The sequence below is a fragment of the Halorussus vallis genome (assembly GCF_024138165.1).
GTDB lineage: Archaea > Halobacteriota > Halobacteria > Halobacteriales > Haladaptataceae > Halorussus > Halorussus vallis.
In genome coordinates, this window is sequence record NZ_CP100000.1 from 1,496,291 (window position 1) to 1,517,977 (window position 21,687).

Below are 21,687 nucleotides of genomic sequence, written 5' to 3' on the forward strand. Positions count from 1 at the left end.
ATCTTGGCTTTGGTGCTAGGTCTCAGCGGTCGTGCTGAATACCGCGTATCTTGCCGACGCTTTCGATTATGCCTTCGCTTTATCGAATGCCCAAAGTGCCATATCGATTTCCCGTGGGGAGAGTCCCCTTTCCGCAGCGAGTTCCCGAATGTGATTTATATAATACTCATATGTCTCTGCCTTCGTGAGGTACGTTCGGAAGTGCTCTAAAAACTCAGCATATGTGGTGTATTCTTCAGGGGTTGCTATCTCGGGTTTCGCAGCTGCAAGCCCTCGAAAAGCACGATAGTCAATAATTGCGTATTCGGTCGGACGACTCACTGTGAGTACGGTCGAGGCAAGTGGAACCCCAACCCCCGAGAGTCGAGTTAAACTCTCAATTGCTTCGTTATCATCAGAAACCTGTAGGGCAACCCGGCTCCGTCGTTCTACCTCAGACGTTTCGTTCTGAGTTATATTTGAGTCGTTTCTCTTCCCCTGAAGCTTCCACTGGCTGATTTTCTGCAACTCCGTAACTGAGATTTCTCTGCGGGACTGAATCGCTGCTGATATTGAGCTGAATAGCGGATCGGCGTCTTTCCTCCAACGGCCAGATTCATCTAAGTACTCAATCGGCTTGTCCTCCCACTGCTCCTCGAATTCGTTCACCCATTTTGGAAAATCAATTCCCATGAGATACCCTACTATTTACAATGACTAAGTGGCGGGGATGTACTGAGTATAACCTCTATATTCAGCATGACCGCGGAAACCTATCACCGTGTGAGGGTTTCAACAAAGCTAAATCCGCCACATAGTTTCTCGCTTTCGGCAAATTTTTGCACAACGTGACTGGCGGCCGTGAACAAAGAGCTAAAATCGATTTTTCCTGCATCCACGATAGATAGCCCTCGGAGTTCCATCAACCGCCTCGCTGTCCACAGCGAGCGCGTCTCTTCCGCTCTGCTAACCGTCGACGTCTTGGGGTCAACCCAACTTGCAATTCTCTGATTCTGTTATGCGACCAATTGAATGGATGGCACTTAGCTATCTTCCACCAGCGACCGAATCTTCTCGTTTACCATACCGTGTACTCGACCAGTATAGTCGTCAAAATCTTCAGCTACCGTCGGAATAGGAAATTCAACTAATTTAAGCGGATACTGTTCTACGACCGAGTACTGTGTCCCGATCTCTCCCCTTTGCTCAGGATAAATCAGTACTCCAGGAATATCATGAGCAAATTGGTACGAGACCATCTGATAAAAGTCCGAATTTGGAGGCCGACCTAGCTTCCATTTTGCATCACCCACAAGCAGTATTTGCTGATCGGAGTTTCGAATAACGATATCAGGCCGAATAGAGATTGTATGTTTTCCGTCCGTAACTAGATTACAAGTTGTCACTTGAGACGCCACCTTCCATCCGTCACGTTCTTCAATCGCCTCAGAAACTCCCCGTTCCACAGCCCGTTCGAATATCTGATTCATATCGATGAGGAGCGCGAACGAGCTTTGCTCCCCGGTCAGGAACTCTCGAACGTAGATACTCCGAAGGACAAGCTTCGTGAGACGAAGCAAATCAGCATAATATTCGTTGAGACGTGTAAGTTCAACGGACTCTAGTGCTGCAGGCTGTATCGGTGTCAAAGTAACTCGTTGTCGAAGGAGATGCCGATGCTTGAGCAGAGAGCGTTTCAGAGTTTGATCGCGAACAAATCGAGTTAAGATAGATGTCGCAAAGAGAACGGATTGATTCGGGAGAGTATCATAGGTTAGTTCCTCATACGAGCATTCAAACTGCGTCGGAGCAACACCCTGTTTCTGGATCTGCTTCTGTACATTTAGCCGTCCCCGAAGGTGCTCTTCGTTGGCTTCGACTCGGCGATAATCTCGGTGTAGTCCCTGCCGGATGACATTCTCGAGTTCAGCCTCATAGAGAGCTGCAAGCGCCTCGATAAACGTCCGCCCTGCAGAGATGGACGTCTCGCGCTCAATCGTCACGGACTCGACGCCATGGGCATACCGCAAGAAATGGAGTAAGTTTGTTCGTCCCGCTTTCGGGCGAATTTGTATTGTCGGACCATCTGGAAGCGAGACTATCCCTACGTATTGTGTCGCCTGAAGTACGGCATCTCCGTTTCGATCAAATGAAACGCTCAGACGCTCTCCATCGCTGTTGACTTCGGATCGAAGCATTCGAAGCGCTGAATCACTCAGGTCAAGCGGTTCCGTTTCCTCGTACTCTCGCAGAGAAATATCGACACTCTCCCCATCTTCCGCGTCGAGCAAGGGAAACGAAGCAGACTGAGCCATTGATCTACTATTCCTCTCTGTTCGCGGCTGTGAGGGTCCCCGACTGAACCTCTGTTCGGATATCAACTAGGCGCTTATTGTCGAACTCAGGATGCCGCCAATAGTCCGGGCCGGTCACCTCACCGGTGTGTTCTGAAGCCTGTTCGAGGATCGCCTGAGCCAACCCTGAGAATGAATACTCTTCGCCGTTGAGCAACCACCGGACGCCGTTACTCTGACCCGTTTTCCCCTTGATCTCACACCGCCAGAACGCTTCTGACTGATCGTAGGGCCGGTCAGCATCCGCGGGTACTTTCTCTTCATCAAAGACCAGCTCATCGCCTGCCTGGAGTATGTTCTCCTCCAATAGAAGATCCAGCGTATAGACTATGTCTGCACCCTCATCAGTGTCGCCGTTGACCTCCGGCTCTGCTAAACTAATATCGACAAAGCTTGCAAGTGCCCGTCGGAGGTCATCCCGCGTGAAGTCCGCAATTTCTTCGGTTTCCCAGTGGAACAACCGTCCCCCGCCCGCCTGGAAGAGTTCGTCTCGTATTCGTTCAAACTGCCCGAAGTAGTACTCCTCGAGAAGCGGGAGAATCTCGTATTTCCACGCATCGACGATGTCGGCCGCTTCGTCGAAGTTCATCAGGTATGAATGCCCGATCTGCTTTCCCTTGCCTAAATCAGGGGTAGCGACGATAGTTTCGTTGAGTTCTCGAGCTGCTAAGATCGAGAGAGCCACCAAGCTCCGATATGGATCCGAACTGGTTCGCGCCACATCATGAATCTCATCTAGGCCCTCGAAGCCATGGTGATCAATCAAGACAGAGTAGTTTGGCGGGAACGCTAAAAACCGGAATCGCCGTCGAAGGGCCGCATCAACCAATGCAATCGAGCGGTCTGCCGTATTCATAGTGCCGATGACGTAGAGGTTCGGGGGCACCGTGAACGATTTCCGGGAGTGAGCGAGCGTGATTTCTACCTCGTTGGGTTGATCGAGGCGCTTGTCGCTTTCGAGCAGCGTGATGGTCTCCCCGAATATCTGTGCGAGGTTCCCTCGGTTGATCTCGTCGACAATTAAGACGAAACGCCGTGCTTCATCGAGGTCGTCATTCTGCTTGGCATGTTGGTATGCGGTTTCGGCACGCCTACAGATCCGCTTGAACACACCATCCTTAATCCGATACTCAACCGCTCCATCGTCAGCTTCAGCGGTCAATCCCTCAATGAAGTCCTCGTACGAGAACGAGGGATGGAAAGTGACCGTTTCGAGCTGCTCTGTCGTCGGCGTGTACTCCGACTGCTGGTTAAGCCACCAGCGGGCGAACTGGCGAGCAGTGTACGTTTTCCCGGTTCCCGGCGGTCCGTAGAAGACAAGTTGTTGAGCCTGCTTCAATTGACGTTCGATCGTATCCGTTTCAGCCGGCTGTTGATCCGGGGGCGTGAGTTCATCGCTGCCGTCTCCTTTGTGCCGGCCCTGTAGTAGTGCCCCGAACTTCACGTGGTTCATGTTCGGGTTGATGCCACTCTCGCTCTGAAGATCACGGAGCAAGGCGACGAACAGTACTTGCCCCTTATCTAGGCTCGATTTTTGAATCGTTGCAGACCCGATTGTCTCTGCTAACTCTTCGAGTCTACGCGTATTGTCCCTGTAGACCTGGATGATCTGTTCGCACTTGACTGCATCAGGGGCGTCAACAATGCCTCCGATCAGGTCACTCCGACGAAGCGCGTCGGTCCAATCGTGAACTATAGTCTCAGCTATCTTCTCACCTAACCAGTTTTCAGCTCCGGATGTCTGGCTGACACGTGCTTTGATGTCTTTCGTCGCATCAGTGATTCCCTCGTAAGGGTCGGCAGGTACGATAGGACCGCCACCGTCGAACTTGAATCCGCGTTCCTCTAGCAGTTCGGCTAGATACGGCGATTCTTCAACGAGGATGTCAACGAGCTCATCTGGGCACTGAGTAAAGTAGTGCCCCTGGTTAAGCGACAACCGCTTGTCGTAGAATATCTTCCTACTTTGCTCGCGGATCTCGCGTAATCGTTCCTGGTACTCAGGCTTTTCGAGGAGGTCATCATAGACGTGGATGTGTGGTTCGATACCCTGATAGTCAGTTAGCCATCGCAGGTATCCTCCCTGCTCCTGTTGCTTTTCAGTCCAACGATCATCTGGTGGCCCTTCGAAATCCTCGTGCAATTCCGAATCAATTACTGAAATGCCGACGATTTGGTGCTGTTCCTGCAGTAGATGGAGAACAATATCACCCACCTCTGCCTCACGCACTGCCTCATAGCGCTTTCTCCCTCCCTTGTCCCTACTAGGGGACATAATCGCTCGTCCTAACTTGTATTGGCCTTCTTGTTTGTACGCTCGACCGCTAATTTGCGTCTTCTCGACCCAAACCGTTGGATTAGCTCGGTGGGCGTTTAGATAGCCTTCAATACTATCGTACTCGTCCTCGATCGCAGTGAGCCCCTTTTCATTGAGAGGGATGAAACTGATCGGATAGTTCTGATCGTACCCCGCATACGAGTGGAGATCGGTACTATCGATCTCAATTTTGAACGGTGCATCTAAGAAAATCAGATACTTATATGGATCGGTCGCGTCATCACTTCCGGCTGTCTGTCGAGCGTAATCAGGCCAAATCTCCTTCGCCAACTCAAGGTTCTGTGTCGTCCCAATGACCTGCGCGGCATATCGATACTGAAGATCTCCCATATAGAACAGTAAATAATCTCCCTGTTGAATATTAGACCATGTTCCCTTTTTCCCTGAAGACACCCCCCAGATTCGAAGATCACTACCGAAGTCTTGATCGAGATACTCGCTGTATCGTTCCTTCGAAACAGGGGTAAGGACGGATTCGTCGAAGTGTGTCTGTGGGCTTTCGCTGGCACATGGTGCGAGAAAGAGTTGTGAACGGGCCATTGGTATTTGGATTATATACGAGAAACTAATTACTTGCTAAATAAATCCATTTGCGGAATTCACCTGGCAGCCATAGAACGAGTATGCGAATCCATTTTCCGTGTTCCCGATAAATTGCTCTCGGAGAGACATCAATCGCTTCTCTGTCCGCAGAGAGCGTTTCTCTTCCGCTTTGCTGACCACCAATGCCTCGGTCCCAACCTTCATCTGCAAATAGCTACTTTATACCAATTGAGGAATCTATACTCTATCGAGCCAATGTGGATGCCACCTATTTGGACACCGTGCGATTCGCCTTGCTGGTCGCTGTCTGAAGCAGTCATCGTAATCTCCGGCCAAAGCCATTGCTGCTGAACGAGTAACAACAATAGGACCTATTCAGAGAGACGCCAGACACTAATATCAAAATTCTTGCCTATATTCGCGCTTCGAGTTTTGCCTGATTACGTCTGTAATATGAACATATTTGTAGCTCTGATTGAGTGATTACAGTCAACATGGTAGATGCCGCCCAAATTGGCGTCGTTCAATGCAAGGAAGACGGCGATTACGACATCCTCTCGAACATCAGTCAGTCCGACATGGACGACGGGGACTTCGAGGACGCCACAGAGGCGACACAAAGCATGCTCGGTTCCCTCGCCGAAAAAAGCTTCTCAGCAAACAAGCCGACTGCACGACTTCACGAGTTTGATTACAGCGATGTTGCCGAGGGCGATGAGCATCCTGCGAAATCACTACTGACGGAGCTCAAGGACGGCGACGAGTTTGAATCCAACCTGCGTGAATTAGCTGAACGGTATCTCAGAGCGGCAAATTCGGAGCCGGGAATCCTCATCGCAGTCCAGTTCTCTCACAAGGGCCACGAGTTGCTTGCAATAATCAAAGCACCATACGAGGACGTCTACGAACCGGACGATGAGGTAGGACTTTCCCAAATTAGTGAGATTATCGAAGACGAGCTGAAGAAGGGCGTCATCTATCCCAGAGTCAACTACTCGCTTGACGAAACACGTCTGGACGAAGCTGGAATCTACCAGAAAAGCTACTATGCTCAGCACTGGTGGAAGTTCCTCGGCCTCCAAGATACTAAGACCAATAACGAGGTCCTGAACGAGTGGATAGTCGAAGACGTTGAGGAAGGCGACGACGAGAACCTTCTATCTGAAGCTCAGAGCGTCGATGACTTCAATGAAATCCGGCGGGACCTCGATGACGAGAAGTTGGAAGGCCAGGTTACTATCACAATCTCGGGTATCGATATTCGTGTACGCCTTCGAGACGTATTAGAGCGTAATATCTTCCTCATCAACGATGGGTCGTACTACGTCGTCATCCCTGGAAATGAACCTAATGTCGCGGTTACAGGGCATGGTGGCGGAGACTACCGGAAAGAGATTCTAGAGAACCTGTCTGAGTACGATTCGTTCGATGACATTCAGTAATGACCGAAATAGAAGAGCACCTCTCTCAGCTTTCCCCACTGTGGGAAGGCCAAGAGATTGCGGAAGGACCTCGGATAATCGATGTCGATAGCCCTGTCTCCGATTTTCCTAAGAATGCGCTTAGTGGAATCCTCCAGTTAGCGCACGAAGAGGGGGCATATTTCGATGACTTTGAAGTGACATTCCACACGGATAGAACCGGAGAGCAGCCGATTATCCAATCAGGAGGGAGCCTCCGGGTACACAACTCTGGTTTCGACACCCTCCAAAGTGCGTACGATACCGAAGACGTAGATATTCAAGACTGGCGTCGAGTCGTCGGTGACATCCTCCGTGATGACGAAGCTGGAAGATTAGCTGATTTTCTGCTTGAGTGGTCCGGGACAGCCTCGATATCCCTATACGTAGATTGTATCGTAGACAAGTCAGAGGTTGGTGACCGGCTCGAAGCTGAGTTAGATGGTTTACCCTCCACCTCAGTATCCTTCTGGACAGAGGAGGAGAGGCTTCGAAGTTGGCTGGATCAGCATGGCTCAGATTACGCAACAGTCGCCGATGAGTTCTTTGAAGAACGAAATCTCCCGGCCTTTGTATTCTACGAGGAAATCGAACCAGAGTACGAATCACTGCTTCAGTTCCACTCCGTTAGCTTCTTGCTCAACGCGGAACCGGAAAAGCTCGATTTCGACGTGAGCCAATATCGGACGCTCATGGACCGAGACCGTGACATGCTCCAAGCCGGGCCCGAACTGTCGGTAGTGTCTCCCTCGCTCTTCAGCACACCCAAGGCGAGAGATTTGTTCGCGTCTGTATTCGTATACAGCGTCTTCGCCGGAGTCGCAAAGCGAGTGAGATTGACTGACGACGTCCTGGAACTCGAAATCAAAACACGACGCAAGACCATTAGTGACGAAATCGACGGGGAGACATTCACCGATGCCGTTCAAGGATATACAGTAGACGAACTAACGTCTCTTTACGAGTTCTATGAGTCGTTTGTAGAGAAGGGCACGCGAAACACGTATCGGGACTTCTGGCACCGTAGCATCGTCGAAGAGTGTGATTCATTCGAGGACCTGCCCCGGAAGACGGCGCAGATTCGTGAGTTCTACACGTTCTTGGAAGAGGAAGCTATCGAGAAGAATTTCGATGACCTCAACGATGCCATCCAAGACGCTCATGTGTTTACTGCTGATGTTACGAGTACTGTCTCGGAGACGACACGGAGCCTGACCTCAGAGATTCAGAAAGTGGTGCTGGCGCTCCTCGGTGCAGTATTCGCTAATCTCTTTCTCGTAGTCCGGTGGTCCAACGTGGATATGGTGCTCCCATTCTCGATATTCGTTATCTCCGGCGTCCTCCTGTTCTACTTCCCAACAATCCAAACTCGAATCGACGAACTGGACGGCCTGATAAGCGAGAGCAATGATGACTTCGAGGTCTACTCCGAGACGATTCAGGATTTCTCGGGTCATCTATTCGACTTCAGTCGATTCGATGACCGACGAGGGAGCTACGTCAACTACGCCGAGAAGCGTCGAAAGTGGGCTGTCGAGAAGCTACAACTAGCCTTCTGGTTACTCATCGTCGTTTGGGGGGGATTAGCGATAATCTCGATTCTCGGCTACCCGCGGTCTTCAGGACAATTTCTTATCGCAGCAACCTCAGTAGTGATTACAGGAATAATCTGGTTCAGACACAGGAATGCGGACTACTACCCCGAAACAACCGAGATGCGAATTATTGGAACCGTCCTCTCACCAGCAATCAGTCTTGCAATACTCATCTTGATTGTGACTGGAATTCGCTTGTGCATCGAACCTCTAACTGTTAGCGAAATCACATCCGGCCAAATTTTACAGGACGTCCTACCGTGAGTAACATCACCGCAGCGACTCAGCGTACGGTTTCCAATTTTCTGACCGAGTCCACCATCCAGAGGACGACTGAGATTCATACTCGGGAGCAATGCATTAGCGTTTGAGTCCCGTTACGCTCCGTACAGTCTGAAACCAACAAAGGCAGGTGTCAGAGACTCACCGGTTAGAGAAAATCAGAGACTGTCTCCGTCAAGTCCGCGAAAATTTCCTCGGCTGATTCGATCCTCCGACATCCCGTGATAACGACCTTACCCGTAGCGAAGAGCAACACAACACCTTCAGCGCCCTCAGGGCGATAAATTAGACCGGGGAACTGCTCCGGTTCGTACTCAGTCTTCTCGAGACCCAACCCGATGGCGAGTGCATTCAGATTGAGGTTTTGGTCTAGTTCTCCAGTACAGACGTAATTCTGAATAGCGAACCACTCGTCCTCCGGTTCCTCGATGACGTCCATATCGGAGAAGAGATTCAAGAATCGCTCTCGGAGTAAGTACGATTCTTCCTCGGAGTCTGCGCCGGTGATGATGAATTTCCCCGTTCTGTAGACCGTTATTAGCGGCGCGTCTTCCGCGAATCGGAGGTACATCCCCGGATACTTGTCCGGGTCGTAGCGAGCGACTGGCTCACCAATATCGTCAGCGAGGCATTTTAAATCGAGTTCGACATCTAAAGCACCCGATGCGACGATATTTACAATCTCTAACATCCTTTCCTCCGATTCACAGCTAAAGCTCGTTTCAATTCTGCTCAACCCACGTCTAAACACTTGCTGGTTTCCGTCCTCAGTCTCAGAACTACTGACCGAACAACGTGGGATTGGGGTTGATCTTTGGAATAGGAAAAAGCATTTGAATCACGTTAGGCTTCCCGCCGCCGAAGACCAGTTAGTGAGGTATGGATAAAATGGTAGTCTTACTGTACGAAATACGAATGTGATTTGTGGGGTCGCCGTCTATCCATTTAACACAATTCTTATTTGGGTCTAATCTGCAGTATTCGGTATGGCTATTTCGGGAGATTCCAACGGTGAACTTGAAAAGCGGCTCTGGAAGACCGCTGAAAAACTTCGAGGACCTGTTGACCCCTCCGAATACAAGGATTTCGCACTCGGGCTCTTGTTCCTCAAGAGTATGTCTGACTCCTTCAAGGCCCGACGACAAGAACTTGAAGAGAAAACCCGCAACTCCGACTCCCGTTATTATACCGAAGACGAGCAGGAACGTAAGTACATTCTCTCAGATAAGGACGAGTACAAACGAGAAAACGTATTCTACATTCCTGAAGAGGCACGCTGGCAGTACTTCGTCAACAATGCTACTGACCCGCAGATCGGGAAGAAAATCGACGATGCGATGCGGGCAATTGAAGATGAAAACCCGCGTCTCAAAGGAATTCTACCTAAAGGATACTCTCGCTCTTCTCTCTCCGACAATTCTTCTGACGCGTTAGAAGGCTTGATCAACCTCTTCGCAGATCTGGATATGGAAGCTGAGAACGGGGACAAAGATAAGGATGTTTTCGGCCGTGTCTACGAGTATTTCATTAAGCAGTTCGCGATAGAAGGCGGACAGAAGGGAGGCGAATTCTATACCCCGAAAAGCATCGTCGAATTGATGGTCGAGATCTTAGAGCCGTATGAAGGCCGGATATTCGACCCATTCAGCGGTTCAGGCGGAATGTTCGTACAGAGCCAGAAATTCATAGAAAGCCATGGAGGAGACACTGACAAGATCTCTATCTACGGCCAGGAAATCAAGGAGAGTACGCTGCAGATCTCTAAAATGAATCTCTATCTTCGAGGTCTTGACGGAAATATCAAACAGGGAGATAGCATTCTTAATGACCAACACAAGGGTCTTGAAGCGGACTACATCCTGACTAATCCCCCGTTCAACATGAGTGAATGGGGGAGAAGCTCTGTCTCTGATGATGATCCACGATTTATATATGGGTTGCCTCCAGCCACAAAACAGGGTGGAAACTTTGCTTTTGTACAACATATGTTGTCACATCTAAATAATCAAGGAATGGTTGGTACTGTTATGGCAAATGGATCATTATCTATACAAGGGGATGAAGGTGAGATCCGCAAGGAAATAATAAAAAATGATTTGGTAGATGTCATAGTAACCCTCCCAATCAAATTATTCTACACAACTGACATTCCGGTATGTTTGTGGTTCTTGTCAAATGATAAAGAAAATGACAAGTGCCGGAATCGAAAGGGCGAAACCTTATTCATTGACGCAACTGACATGTATGATGAAATGGGTGATTCTCGTCACGCTCTCTCAAACCGCCATATCAAATTAATTGTGTCAAAGGTCAGAGAGTTTCGTGGACAAACAGATCAGGAGTTTTCAGACGTGACTGGATTTGCATATAAAGCCACCACTGAGGAAATTTCAGAAAACAGTTTCATTCTAACACCAAGTCGATATGTTGGAATTGACCTGGATGATAATACTGTTCCTTTTGAAGCAAAAATGGAGAGCTTGAGCTCAAATTTGAGAGAGGAGATGCAGAAGTCGAACGAATTAGAAGAGCAAATTAAGAAGAATATCGAGGAGGTTGGATTCTAATGACCAACCAATCGAATATTAGCGAATACGACAATTCCAAAGACCAAATAGAATCATATAAAGATCTGACCTCGTCGCCGCGCGAAGTAGAGGAGAATGTACCCCTTAAGGATGTGTGTGATTTTATGATGCGAGGAAAACAGCCTACATACGTTGATGAAAGCGATATCCGAGCATTAAATCAAAAAGCCATCCGTGAGAATGTCATAGAAGAAAAGCACCTTAAATACCACGATCCTGAAGTCGACATGTTCGAAAATCGATTCATACGTGAGGGAGACATTGTGATCAATTCTACAGGCAAGGGTACTGTTGGTAGGACACACTACTTTCGCAAAACACCGGAGAACATGTTCGCAGATTCTCACGTGACCATTCTTCGAACAGACGAAAGTAAGGTCGACTCAGAATATCTCTATTACCTATTGAGCACTCCTCGTTACAAGGAAATATTGGTAAACGGGGCAACCGGTAGTACTGGGCAGGTGGAATTAAATAAGGGAACTTTGCAAGAGATTGAGATCACTTATCCGGATATCGAAACACAGAGAGAGATTGTCTCTGTCCTTCGACCAATGGGGCTACAAATAGAGAATAATAGGAGTATGAATAAAACTCTTCTTGAGATGATGAGCACAATCTTTGGACACCATCAGTCTGATCTGAGTTCATGAACTTGAGGTAAGAAACATGTGTATGGATTCCAAAAGGTGTCTTGGGAAGATCTGAAATGGCTATGAATGAGATGGAGCTGTCGGAGAAGCCGACCTTACAGACTTTTCAGGACATTGGATATGACTACAAGCACGGGTCTGAGCTGGGGCCAAACAGTGATGATCCTGAGCGCCAGTCTCATTCTGACGTGGTTTTGCATGGCCGTCTCAAGCGGAAGCTTCGGGAGTTTAATCCATCTCTGCCAGACGAAGCGATTGAAGACGCTATTTCTCAGCTTCTCGGGTTCAACTCGATAAGACTCCTAAAGAATAACAAAGACTTCCACGAGAAGCTGGTTAACGGGGTTCAAGTTGAGTACGAGGTCGGCGGCGAAACCCGCGGTGATTTTGTAGACGTTTTTGATTTTGAGAATCCTGAGGCGAACGACTTCCTCGTTGCTAATCAGGTGGTTATTCAGATTGGTGAGGGTCCGCAGCGTATCCCGGACATCCTTGTGTTTGTGAATGGTTTGCCTGTCGGTGTTTTGGAGTTGAAGGATCCGACGAATCCGCAGGCGTCGATGGGTAATGCGTACAAGCAGGTCACGGATCGGTATGTGAACGAAATACCGGACTTGTTCCACTACAACGAACTCATCGGTATTTTGGATATGAACAATGCTAAGCTGGGGTGCTTGTCTGCGGGCTGGGAGTGGTTCTCGCCGTGGCGGTATATCGACGAAGAAAAAGATGCTACGGGCGAGCTGCCGCCGTCCGAGGTATTGATCCGCGGTGCGTTCGACAAGACACGGGTATTGGATTTGATCGAGAACTTTGTTTTGTTCGCTGATGAGGATGGGAAGCTCAATAAGAAGCTTGCTGCGTATCATCAGTTCTATGCGGTGAACAGCGCGGTGGAGAGTAGCCGGAACGTAGTTCCGAATCCTGATGAGGACCGTATCGGGCTTGTGTGGCACACTCAGGGCTCGGGCAAGTCGCTCTCCATGGTGTTCTACGCGAAGAAAATCCGCCGAGAAAGCTCAATGGAAAACCCGACGCTTGTTTATCTTACAGACCGCAATGATTTGGATGATCAGCTGTACCGGGAGTTCCGGAAGCACGGCTTGAACGCGGAGTGGGCGGATAGCGACAACCGTGTTGAGCTCCGGGATCGGCTGGATCGGGAGGCAGGTGGCATAATTTTTGCTACTATCCAGAAGTTCCAGACTACGGATGACGAGGTCACGTATCCAGAGGTCAACGACCGGCAGAATGTGATCGTCGTCGCTGATGAGGCGCATCGGACCCAGTACAAGAGTTTAGCGACAAATGTTCGGGACGGACTGCCGAACGCTTCTCATCTCGGATTTACTGCTACACCTATCGAGAAGGAGGATCGGTCTACGACCAACACGTTTGGCGGATATATCAGCCAATATACTATCAAGGAGTCCGAGAAGGACGGTTCGACGGTTCCGATTTACTACGAGAGCCGATTGGCGAAGCTCCAGGTCAATGATCCGGAAATTGAGGACCGGTTTAACGAGTTGATGGAGTCGAAGTCCGATGACCTGAAGAATGAGATGAAGAGGAAGTGGACTCAGCTTCGTCGGGTCATTGAGAATAGCGAGGAGCGAACTGAGATGATTGCAGATGATATCGTGGAGCACTACAATAATCGGGAGATTGAGGGTAAGGCGATGACGGTAGCGATTAGCCGCCAAGCCGCTGTCAACCTAGCTGAGAAGATCCGAGAGAATCCTGATGCACCTGAAACCCGAGTTGTGATTTCTGGAGCTGAGGATTATATTGATGATCCGATTTCAAATGAGGAGTTGAAGCGCCGGTTCAAGGACCCTGATGATCCGTTCGAGATCACTGTTGTCTGCGATAAGTGGTTGACCGGATTCGATGCCCCTCACCTCCACACCTTGTACGTGGATAAGCCGATGAAGAACCACAACTTGTTGCAGGCCATCGGTCGGGTCAATCGGGTGTACAAGGACAAGCCGGGTGGTCTGATTGTGGACTATATCGGTATCAGTGAGCGTCTAAAGAAGGCGTTGGACAAGTACACGTCTGAGGTTCAGAACGATGCGATGCTGGATATCGAGGAAGCTGTGGAGGTGATGCGGCAGAAGCATCAGAAGGTTTCTGACTTCTTCGCTGCTGTAGACTACAGCAACTGGCCGCAGTTGGATCGGATGGAGCGCCAACGCCTGTTGTACAAGGCTCAGAATGAGGTGTTGATTACTGAGGAACGTGAGGAGAAGTTCCGTGAGTCGATGAAGGAATTAAAGAAGGCTCACTCTCTGGTTTCGCCTCACTCTGCGGCAGGTGGCATCCGGGCAGACGTGGCGTTCTTTGAGGCGGTTCTCGGCGCTATCAACAGCATTGAGAACTCCGGAAATCCGGATGAGATGGAAGACTTAGACTCAGCGATGAAGGAGTTGGTAGCTGAGGGCGTCGGTATCGAGGACTTGGTAGAGGTGACTGGCTTTGACAAATGGGAGAAAGAGAAACCGGTTCTGAGTGATGATTTCCTTGGTGATGTTGAGGAGGTTGAATTCGAGAACTTGCAGGTGAAGATGCTTCGTCAGCTCTTGGAGAATGAGATCACGACTCGGAAGCAGACGAACTTGGCGAAGTACGAGTCCTTCGAGGAGGAACTAGAGGAGACGATTAACGAGTACAACGAGGGTTTCCTCTCGACGCAGCAGGTGATCGATGAGCTGCGAGATTACGCTAACAGGATTCAGGATACGGATGATCGACAGGATGACCTCGGATTGAGTGATGAGGAGTATGCTTTTTACTCGGCTATCTCGTCGAACACGGATACAGAGATCCATGAGGAGACGTTGAAGACAATCGCCCGTGAATTGAAGCAGAATTTGAAGGACAGTGTGGAGTTGGATTGGACGAACCGTGAGAAGATCCGGGCCGAAATAAAGACTGAGGTAAAGGCTGTTCTGCGAAGCAATGGCCTAAGCTTGTACAAGCACGAGAATCTTGTCGATCCGATTGTCTCACAGGCAGAGGCATTCTATGGTGGGGCAGCTGCTTAACCGGATTTTGGCTACCCTTTGAAAACCGGCGATGACCAGTCAAATGATCGGTAAGAGGTTGAGTTTTGCACTTACGTTGTGCGATGCTGCTCGTTCCTATTGTTCTACGATGAACGATCGAAGTGAAGGGTCGGTAATAGTTCGGCCTCGGCACTCATAGGGTTCGTCACCACCGGATGCCGAGTCCGGTTCGGAGCGAGCGCCTCGTCATCGGCCACCGCCACCTACCGCGTCCGGCGAAAAGACCCTTACTCCTTCCGGTCGAACTCGTCTTCCGAATCTCGACCCCAGTTCGCCATGTCCGACCCAGCAGTAAGCTTCGTCGTCCCCGCGAAGGACGAGGAAGCCTACCTCCCCGCCGCGCTCGACAGCATCCGCCGCCAGCGCACCGACCGCGCGTACGAGGTGATCGTGGTCGACGGCGACAGCGCCGACGCGACGGCCGACGTCGCCCGCGAGTACGACGCCGCGCTCGTGGAGCAGTCGGGGACGACCATCGCCGACGCGCGCCACTGCGGCGCGAAGCGGGCCGACGGCGACTGGCTGGCGTTCGTGGACGCAGACACCGCGGTCCGGCCCGAGTACCTCGACTCGATGCTGGCGTTCGCGCGCTCGGAAGGGCTCGCGGCGGCCTCTTCTCGGTGTCGGATGGTCGGCCCGCGCAGGGCCAGGCTGATGGAGGCGACCATCAACCACGTCTTCCCGCGGCTCGACCGCCCGATTCTGCCGGGCTTCAACTGCTTCGTCGACCGGGACGCCTACTTCGCAGTCGGCGGCTTCCCGGAGGTCCCCAACGAGGACACGGCGTTCAGCCGGAAACTGGGTCGGACGCGAGAGACGGGCTACCACCCCGACGTGCTGGTCGAGAGTTCCGCTCGGCGAATCGCGGACTCGGGGTTGACGGGAACGCTGTATCACTACCTCAGACTAGACTGGGGCCGGATTCGGACGGAGTACTGAGTCGAGTCCTCAGGAACTACTTGGGCTCAACTTTCGTGACTGCGAGTGCCAACTAATCTAAAATGTCATTACGAATCTTGACAGCCACTGTGGCACGCGGCGGCGCAGGCGCAGCCTGCGACGTTCGCGCGAGGGACGACCGAACGAGCGCCGACCGGCGCGAGTGAAGGAGTCGGTTGGGGAGGCGTGTGGCGTGCGGTTGCGGTGCGGGTACTCATTTGAACCGGGCAAGTGGCGGTTGCCGTCGTAGTTGCGGTTGCGGTCGCAGTTGCGGTGTGATTCGGCATCTACATCGTGTAAGTAGCGGTCGCAGTCGCGGTACCGTCTTCACTCCAATTGTGTAAGTGGTGGTTACAGCCCCGTGAAACAGAAGCCAGTACTTACTCCCGAACTTGCTCACAGTCCACGCCCGCCCCGCAACAAGACGAGAGGTACTGCTCGTGTTCCCGGACCAGTTTGCACTCCCGGTAGCGCCGGCCGACCGTCGCCCCGCAGTCGGCACACGAGAGCACGAACTTCGGGTCGGCAAAGGGCGGACACTTCACCGTCGCGTCGACCGCCTCGGCCCGCGCCTTGAACCGCCGGCCGTGGTCGGTCGTGCCGAACCGCTGGAACTGCTCGACGTGGACCAGTTCGTGGCGGAGCGTGGCGGTCCACTCCGCGCGGTCGAACGCCGCGTAGGCGTCCCAGGTCAGCGAAACCGTACACTCCCGGAGCGTCCGGTCGCCGGGCGGTCGGCCCACACGCTCTGCGGCTTCGTCCCACGAAATCGGCGTGCCGACTTCCGCTCCGGGAATCCTGGGGCGCTTGACCGCGGCGGCCCGGCGCTTCGCGCGCGTCGACACCTCCCAGTCGACCAGCGAGAAGTCCACGTCGACGTCGTACTCGCGGGCCGCCTCCCGGCAGTAGGCCCGCGAGGCCAGCACCAGTTCCTCGCGGGTGCCGACGCTCTCCAGCGCCCGCGCGGTCGGCGACTCGGGCGGTTCCGGCGTGACCCGTCTGGATTCCGTCACTGTGTTCAGGTGGGCCGATGAACGCCACCCTCTTGACGGTTTGCTCTCCGGCTAGCGAAAGTCCGGAGTACTAGAATCGAAGTGGTCGTTGAAACTACCGGGGCTGTGACCGCCTCGAAAGCCCCCGCCCGCTCGCGGTCGTTCTGTGGGATATTCGGCTCGTGCCTGCGGCACTCACCGAATAGTTGCCCACAGAAGCGACCACGTCCTTCGGACGCGAGCGGGCGGCCCCTTTCAGTCCCACCCGGTCGGTTGGTCGGTCAGCTTTCGCACCCGAGAATTCGGATTCGGAACGTCGCCCGAAGTACCTGCGTTCGCCCGTCGTTCTACTCCCCGGCCTTCTCGCGGGCGGCCGCCACGACCAGCGGAAGCGTGATGGTGGCGTCGGCGTAGACGCTGGCGTTTCGCGCGGCCTTCTCCAGTTTGCCCCACGAGCGCGCCTCGTCGAGCGTCGCGCCCGAGAGCCCGCCGGTCTGGGGCGGGTCCATCGTCAACTGGACGGCGTAGTCGTACGCGTCCGGCGCGACGAGCATCGTCTGGAGGGTGTAGTTCTTCGGCACGCCGCCGCCGACCACCATCGCGCCCGACTCCTCGGCCTCGAACGCGAGGTCGGTGATGTCGGTCATGTCGGCCAGCGCGTCGAGCGAAAACTCGGAGGTCTGGGAGTACATCCACGCTTGCAGGCCCAGTACCGAGTCCTGGACCGCCGGACAGTAGACGGGCACGTCGTTCTCGTAGGCCGCGGCCGCGACCCCCGCACCCTCCTCGATTCCCTCGCTGTCGTTGACCTCGGCGTTCGCCCGGCCCAGTTCCTCGGTGAACCGCTGGATGCTGACGGTTCCCTCGTCTTCGAGGACCGGGAACACCTCGCTCCGGAGGTGACTCTCGAACAGCGCGAAGTGCTCCTGGGGGAGGTAGACGTTGTAGATGCGGTCGACCTGTTCGTCGCGCAGCTGCTCGTCGTGGTCGCGCATCGACTTGCCCTCGACCTCGTCGCGGCCGTGGTGGTGCTTGCCGCCGATGGCCTCGATGGCGTCGTGGGTGAGGTTCGCGCCGGTCGTCACCAGCGCGTCGATGTGACCGTCCCGGATGAGGTCGGCGACGATGCGGCGCATCCCGGTGGGAACCATCGCGCCCGCCAGTCCGAAGAAGTTGGTCACGTCGTCGTCGAGCATCTCGGCGTAGATGTCGACCGCCTCGTGGAGGTCGGCCGCGCCGATGCCCGCGTGACCGTACTCGTCGACGAGTTCGCCGACCGTCATCCCCGCCCGCGCTTCGGCGTGGGCGATGGGGTCGTGGTGGAACTCCTCGCGGTGGGGTTCGTGGTGGCCGTGGTCCTCGGGGTCGTGGTCGTCGCTCATGGCTCGACGTGCGGGTGCCAGTCGCTTGAACGGCGCGGTTCGCGGAGAACTGGACGACCGGGACGCCGCGCGACGGTGACTACCCGACTGGGACGCGTCGTCCGTCCCCGGCCGCGGTGGGCCTCGCTCCTGCCACGTCGGCGACCGGCGCGCGCCGGTCGCCGACGCGGGTGGCGCTCCCGATTCCGGTGACGTTCCCGTCGCCGGTGGCGTTCGAAGGGGCGGTCGCGTTTGCACTCCCGGTGACGTTCCCCTCGGTCGCGTTCGCGCTCGCGGTGACGTTCGGTGCGGCGGTCACCTCCCGCTGTCCCTCGTGGGCCGACAGCCACCGCCGATACGTCGCGGGGTCGACCACCACGACCCGCGCCCGCATCCGGGCGTGGCCCTCGCCACAGAACTCCGTGCAATAGGCGCGGTACTCCCCGGTCCGGAGGGGTCGCGTGCGAATCGTCGTGTTGTAGCTGGGGAACGTGTCCTGCTTGACCCCGAGTTTCGGGACGAAGAAGGAGTGCAACACCTGCGCCGACCTGAGCCTGAGCGTGGCGTTCCGGTCGCGCGGCAACACGAGCACTCCCTGGGTCGTCACGTTCGCGTTCGGGTAGGTGAACTGCCAGCCCCACTGGTAGCCAAGTACGTGAACGCGAACGCCCTCGCCTGCGCCCGCACTGCCCGCACCGTCCGCCGGCCCCTCGGGACTCGGCGTCGGCGAGATGTACGGACTCGCGAGCACGTTGTACGCCGAGAGGCCGACGAACAGCAACACGATGCCCGTCGCGACGGTCCACGTGATCTCGAGTTGCGGGTTCTCGGCGGTCGGCTCCGGGTCGTCGTTGTCCCGGAACCGGACCACCGCGTAGACGAGGATGACCTCGACGAACAGCGTGAGCGGCAGCGCGACGTACAGCAGTTGGCGGTTGAGTTGCCCGATGAGGTTGCGATTGACCGACTGGGCCGCCGCCGGCCCGACGCCGACGGTCAGCAGCAACGCGGCTCCCAGTGCGACGACTCGCCACCGCCTCGCGGCGCTCTGCAGTATCGACCCCCGTCGACTCCCCATGGCCCGCGTGTCGACGCCCCCCGACAAGAAACTGCCGTCCGACCCCCCGACCCGAGATTTTAACCGGCCGTGCGTCGACCCGTGAGTCGAATGGTGGGGGACAGAGGCGAGGCGCGCGTAGCGGAGGCGCCATGAGCGTGGCGCGGACAGCGGAGGCACGATGAACGCGACGGCGGTCGAGGCCGGCGGTCTGCTCGCGGTGGTACTCGGCGCCTGGGTCGTCTCTCGGCTGGCCCGAGGCGTCCGGCGCGCCGACGGCGGGAGTTACCGCGACCGGGACATCTCCGTCGACGTCGACTCGCTGTGGTCGTGGGTGGTCCGCTGGACCACGACCACCAACCACCGCGAGATCGGCCTGCTGTACATCGCCTTCGGGACGCTCGCGGCGCTGTGGGGCGGCGTCGACGCCATGATGATGCGCCTAGAGCTGCTCACGCCGCCCGCCGACGTCTGGAGCGAGAACACCTACAACGCCCTCTTTACGGTCCACGGGCTGACGATGCTGTTCTTCTTCGTCACGCCCGTCTTCTTCGGCATCGGCAACTACTTCGTCCCACTGCTCATCGACGCCGAGGACATGGCGTTTCCGCGGGTCAACGCCATCGGCTTCTGGCTGCTGCCGCCCGCGCTCCTGCTGGCTCGCGGCGGCCTCCCCGCCCAGGTGACCGGCCAACTCCTCGGCCTGCTCGCACCCGAGGTGTTCCCCGGCCTCCTGGAGTTCTTCCGGAGCCTCGAAGAACCCGGCCTCGGCTGGACGTTGTACACGCCGCTGTCGATCGTCAAGGACAACCCGCAGATCGACTTCCTGTTGCTCGGCCTCCACCTCTCGGGCATCGGCACCGTCCTCGGCGCCATCAACTTCATCGTCACCATCGTCTACGAGCGCGGCGAGGGCATCGACTGGGGCGACCTCGACATCTTCTCCTGGAGCATGATAACCACCTCGGGGCTGGTGCTGTTCGCGTTTCCGCTGCTCGGGAGCGCGCTCGTGATGCTCATTCTGGACCGCAACTTCGGCACGACGTTTTTCCTGAGCCCCGGCGGCGGTCCCATCCTCTGGCAGCACCTGCTGTGGTACTTCGGCCACCCGGAGGTGTACATCATCTTCCTCCCGGCGACGGGGCTGATGAGCACCATCCTGCCGAAGTTCTCCCGGCGCGCGCTGTTCGGCTTCAAGTACATCGTCTACTCGACGCTCGGCATCGGCGTCCTCTCCTTCGGCGTCTGGGCCCACCACATGTTCGTGACCGGCATCGACCCCCGGATTCGGGCCAGTTTCATGTTCGTCTCCATCGCCATCGCGGTGCCCAGCGCCATCAAGACGTTCAACTGGCTGACGACCATCTGGGACGGCACCGTCACGCTGACCGCGCCGATGGTGCTCTGTGTCACCTCCATCGGGATGTTCGTCGTCGGCGGGGTCACGGGCATCTTCCTCGCGGCGATTCCCATCGACATCCTCTACCACGGCACCTACTACGTGGTCGGCCACTTCCACATGATAATCATGGGCATCATCCCGTTCATGATGGTCGCGGCCGGCTACTACTGGTACCCCATCCTCACGGGCCGGATGTACGACCGGCCGCTGGCGCTGTTCCAGTCGGTCCTGCTGGCGTTCGGGTCCGTCGTCACGTTCGGGTCGCTCATCGCGCTCGGGTTCATGGAACTGCCGCGCCGCCACGCCGTCTACCCGCCGGAGTTCGCGGCGCTCCAGCAACTCGCCACCGTCGGCGCGTTCCTCATCGGCATCAGCGTCCTGCTCTGGCTCTACAACATGATCTGGTCGTACTGGAACGGTCGACCGGTTCAGACCGCCGACGTGTGGAACCTCAAGCGGACCGAGCAGTTCACCGCCGAGTGGGAGTGGTTCGAAGAGGAACTGGAGCGCAAGTACGGCGTCGAACCCACCGAACCCGAGACGACCCGGTCGGCGATGGCGACCGAACCCGGCGAGGGGAGCCCGAACGTCCTCCAGGAGGTCCCCTCGATAGCCTCGGCGGTGACCGACAACGCGGCCGCGGCCGCGCTCGGCGGACTGCTCGGGACGTTGCTCATGTCGGGCGTGCTGTTCGCGGCGACCATCCTCGGCGTCTTCGACCTCGCGTCGTTCGCGGAATTGGCTGAACTCGCCGGACTCCCGTCGTCGGTCGCGCTCGGCTACGGCCTGTTCCTCGTGGGCGGGATGTCGGTGTGGGCGCTACTGTTCGTCACGCTTGCGGCCTTCCTCCCGGGGCGCCCGCTCGTGGTTCGGGGCCTCTCGTACGCGACAATCGTCTCGCTCGGGTTCATGATCGCCTTCTACACCGGCCAGTCGGGACTCGGACTGGTGGGCTACGTCGTCTTCGTGTTCGTGGCCCACTGGCTCTACGGGTTCGGCCTGGCGGCAACCATCCAGTCGCTCGCGAACTACAGGAGCCAACGATGAGTCGGAGGGCGACGACGAGTCGGGAGCCG

14 protein-coding genes are annotated in these 21,687 nt (G+C 55.1%); 7 read left to right on the forward strand and 7 right to left on the reverse strand.

What is annotated here, in order from left to right; all coding sequences use genetic code 11:
* Positions 1 to 66: 66 nt before the first annotated feature.
* From NGM07_RS07780 to NGM07_RS07790, 3 genes are all read right to left on the reverse strand, one after another.
* Entirely contained in the window at positions 67 to 672 is a 606-nt protein-coding gene (locus NGM07_RS07780; RefSeq protein WP_253519139.1) for a hypothetical protein, read from the reverse strand.
* Positions 673 to 1,022: 350 nt separating this feature from the next.
* A complete protein-coding gene (locus NGM07_RS07785) occupies positions 1,023 to 2,294 on the reverse strand; it encodes an McrC family protein (protein ID WP_253519141.1) in 1,272 nt (423 codons plus the stop codon).
* A gap of 7 nt (positions 2,295 to 2,301) precedes the next feature.
* Positions 2,302 to 5,211 (reverse strand): McrB family protein, encoded by a 2,910-nt coding sequence (locus tag NGM07_RS07790; protein ID WP_253519143.1) that lies wholly within the window; start codon positions 5,209 to 5,211, stop codon positions 2,302 to 2,304.
* A 497-nt stretch (positions 5,212 to 5,708) separates the two neighbouring features.
* Between NGM07_RS07790 and NGM07_RS07795 the strand changes: the two genes are divergently transcribed.
* A complete protein-coding gene (locus NGM07_RS07795) occupies positions 5,709 to 6,656 on the forward strand; it encodes a hypothetical protein (protein WP_253519145.1) in 948 nt (315 codons plus the stop codon).
* A complete protein-coding gene (locus NGM07_RS07800) occupies positions 6,656 to 8,533 on the forward strand; it encodes a hypothetical protein (RefSeq protein WP_253519147.1) in 1,878 nt (625 codons plus the stop codon). Before NGM07_RS07795 ends, NGM07_RS07800 begins: the two co-directional genes overlap by 1 nt.
* 166 nt (positions 8,534 to 8,699) lie before the next feature.
* Here the strand turns inward: NGM07_RS07800 and NGM07_RS07805 are convergent, their stop codons facing one another.
* Entirely contained in the window at positions 8,700 to 9,242 is a 543-nt protein-coding gene (locus tag NGM07_RS07805; protein ID WP_253519149.1) for a TATA-box-binding protein, read from the reverse strand.
* Between the two features lie 295 nt (positions 9,243 to 9,537).
* On the opposite strand from NGM07_RS07805, the gene NGM07_RS07810 reads away from it, so the two are divergent.
* The 4 genes from NGM07_RS07810 to NGM07_RS07825 all read left to right on the forward strand — a co-directional run bounded on the left by NGM07_RS07810 (position 9,538) and on the right by NGM07_RS07825 (position 15,799).
* Positions 9,538 to 11,118: a type I restriction-modification system subunit M gene (locus NGM07_RS07810; RefSeq protein WP_253519151.1), complete on the forward strand. Its 1,581-nt coding sequence runs from the start codon at positions 9,538 to 9,540 to the stop codon at positions 11,116 to 11,118.
* Positions 11,118 to 11,792, forward strand: coding sequence for a restriction endonuclease subunit S (locus NGM07_RS07815; protein WP_253519153.1), 675 nt, complete (start codon positions 11,118 to 11,120; stop codon positions 11,790 to 11,792). The genes NGM07_RS07810 and NGM07_RS07815 overlap by 1 nt, the downstream gene beginning before the upstream one ends.
* Positions 11,793 to 11,854: 62 nt before the next feature.
* A complete protein-coding gene (locus NGM07_RS07820) occupies positions 11,855 to 14,839 on the forward strand; it encodes a type I restriction endonuclease subunit R (RefSeq protein ID WP_253519155.1) in 2,985 nt (994 codons plus the stop codon).
* 297 nt (positions 14,840 to 15,136) lie between these two features.
* Positions 15,137 to 15,799, forward strand: a complete 663-nt coding sequence (locus NGM07_RS07825; protein WP_253519158.1) for a glycosyltransferase — start codon at positions 15,137 to 15,139, stop codon at positions 15,797 to 15,799.
* Between the two features lie 380 nt (positions 15,800 to 16,179).
* Here NGM07_RS07825 and NGM07_RS07830 read toward each other — a convergent pair whose 3' ends face one another.
* The 3 genes from NGM07_RS07830 to coxB all read right to left on the reverse strand — a co-directional run bounded on the left by NGM07_RS07830 (position 16,180) and on the right by coxB (position 19,230).
* Entirely contained in the window at positions 16,180 to 16,812 is a 633-nt protein-coding gene (locus tag NGM07_RS07830; RefSeq protein WP_368410249.1) for a SprT-like domain-containing protein, read from the reverse strand.
* Positions 16,813 to 17,138: 326 nt separating this feature from the next.
* Positions 17,139 to 18,173 (reverse strand): deoxyhypusine synthase, encoded by a 1,035-nt coding sequence (locus tag NGM07_RS07835; RefSeq protein ID WP_253519160.1) that lies wholly within the window; start codon positions 18,171 to 18,173, stop codon positions 17,139 to 17,141.
* A gap of 79 nt (positions 18,174 to 18,252) precedes the next feature.
* Positions 18,253 to 19,230, reverse strand: a complete 978-nt coding sequence (gene coxB, locus NGM07_RS07840; protein ID WP_368410250.1) for a cytochrome c oxidase subunit II — start codon at positions 19,228 to 19,230, stop codon at positions 18,253 to 18,255.
* Between the two features lie 160 nt (positions 19,231 to 19,390).
* On the opposite strand from coxB, the gene NGM07_RS07845 reads away from it, so the two are divergent.
* Positions 19,391 to 21,658, forward strand: a complete 2,268-nt coding sequence (locus NGM07_RS07845) for a DUF6789 family protein (protein ID WP_253519163.1) — start codon at positions 19,391 to 19,393, stop codon at positions 21,656 to 21,658.
* Positions 21,659 to 21,687 lie beyond the last annotated feature (29 nt).

What these genes read in the sequence shown, in the direction of transcription:
- NGM07_RS07780 (WP_253519139.1), bottom strand. Translation starts at nt 672, where the DNA reads ATGGGAATTGATTTTCCAAAATGGGTGAACGAATTCGAGGAGCAGTGG.
- NGM07_RS07785 (WP_253519141.1), bottom strand. Translation starts at nt 2,294, where the DNA reads ATGGCTCAGTCTGCTTCGTTTCCCTTGCTCGACGCGGAAGATGGGGAG.
- NGM07_RS07790 (WP_253519143.1), bottom strand. Translation starts at nt 5,211, where the DNA reads ATGGCCCGTTCACAACTCTTTCTCGCACCATGTGCCAGCGAAAGCCCA.
- NGM07_RS07795 (WP_253519145.1), top strand. Translation starts at nt 5,709, where the DNA reads ATGGTAGATGCCGCCCAAATTGGCGTCGTTCAATGCAAGGAAGACGGC.
- NGM07_RS07800 (WP_253519147.1), top strand. Translation starts at nt 6,656, where the DNA reads ATGACCGAAATAGAAGAGCACCTCTCTCAGCTTTCCCCACTGTGGGAA.
- NGM07_RS07805 (WP_253519149.1), bottom strand. Translation starts at nt 9,242, where the DNA reads ATGTTAGAGATTGTAAATATCGTCGCATCGGGTGCTTTAGATGTCGAA.
- NGM07_RS07810 (WP_253519151.1), top strand. Translation starts at nt 9,538, where the DNA reads ATGGCTATTTCGGGAGATTCCAACGGTGAACTTGAAAAGCGGCTCTGG.
- NGM07_RS07815 (WP_253519153.1), top strand. Translation starts at nt 11,118, where the DNA reads ATGACCAACCAATCGAATATTAGCGAATACGACAATTCCAAAGACCAA.
- NGM07_RS07820 (WP_253519155.1), top strand. Translation starts at nt 11,855, where the DNA reads ATGAATGAGATGGAGCTGTCGGAGAAGCCGACCTTACAGACTTTTCAG.
- NGM07_RS07825 (WP_253519158.1), top strand. Translation starts at nt 15,137, where the DNA reads ATGTCCGACCCAGCAGTAAGCTTCGTCGTCCCCGCGAAGGACGAGGAA.
- NGM07_RS07835 (WP_253519160.1), bottom strand. Translation starts at nt 18,173, where the DNA reads ATGAGCGACGACCACGACCCCGAGGACCACGGCCACCACGAACCCCAC.
- coxB (WP_368410250.1), bottom strand. Translation starts at nt 19,230, where the DNA reads ATGGGGAGTCGACGGGGGTCGATACTGCAGAGCGCCGCGAGGCGGTGG.
- NGM07_RS07845 (WP_253519163.1), top strand. Translation starts at nt 19,391, where the DNA reads ATGAACGCGACGGCGGTCGAGGCCGGCGGTCTGCTCGCGGTGGTACTC.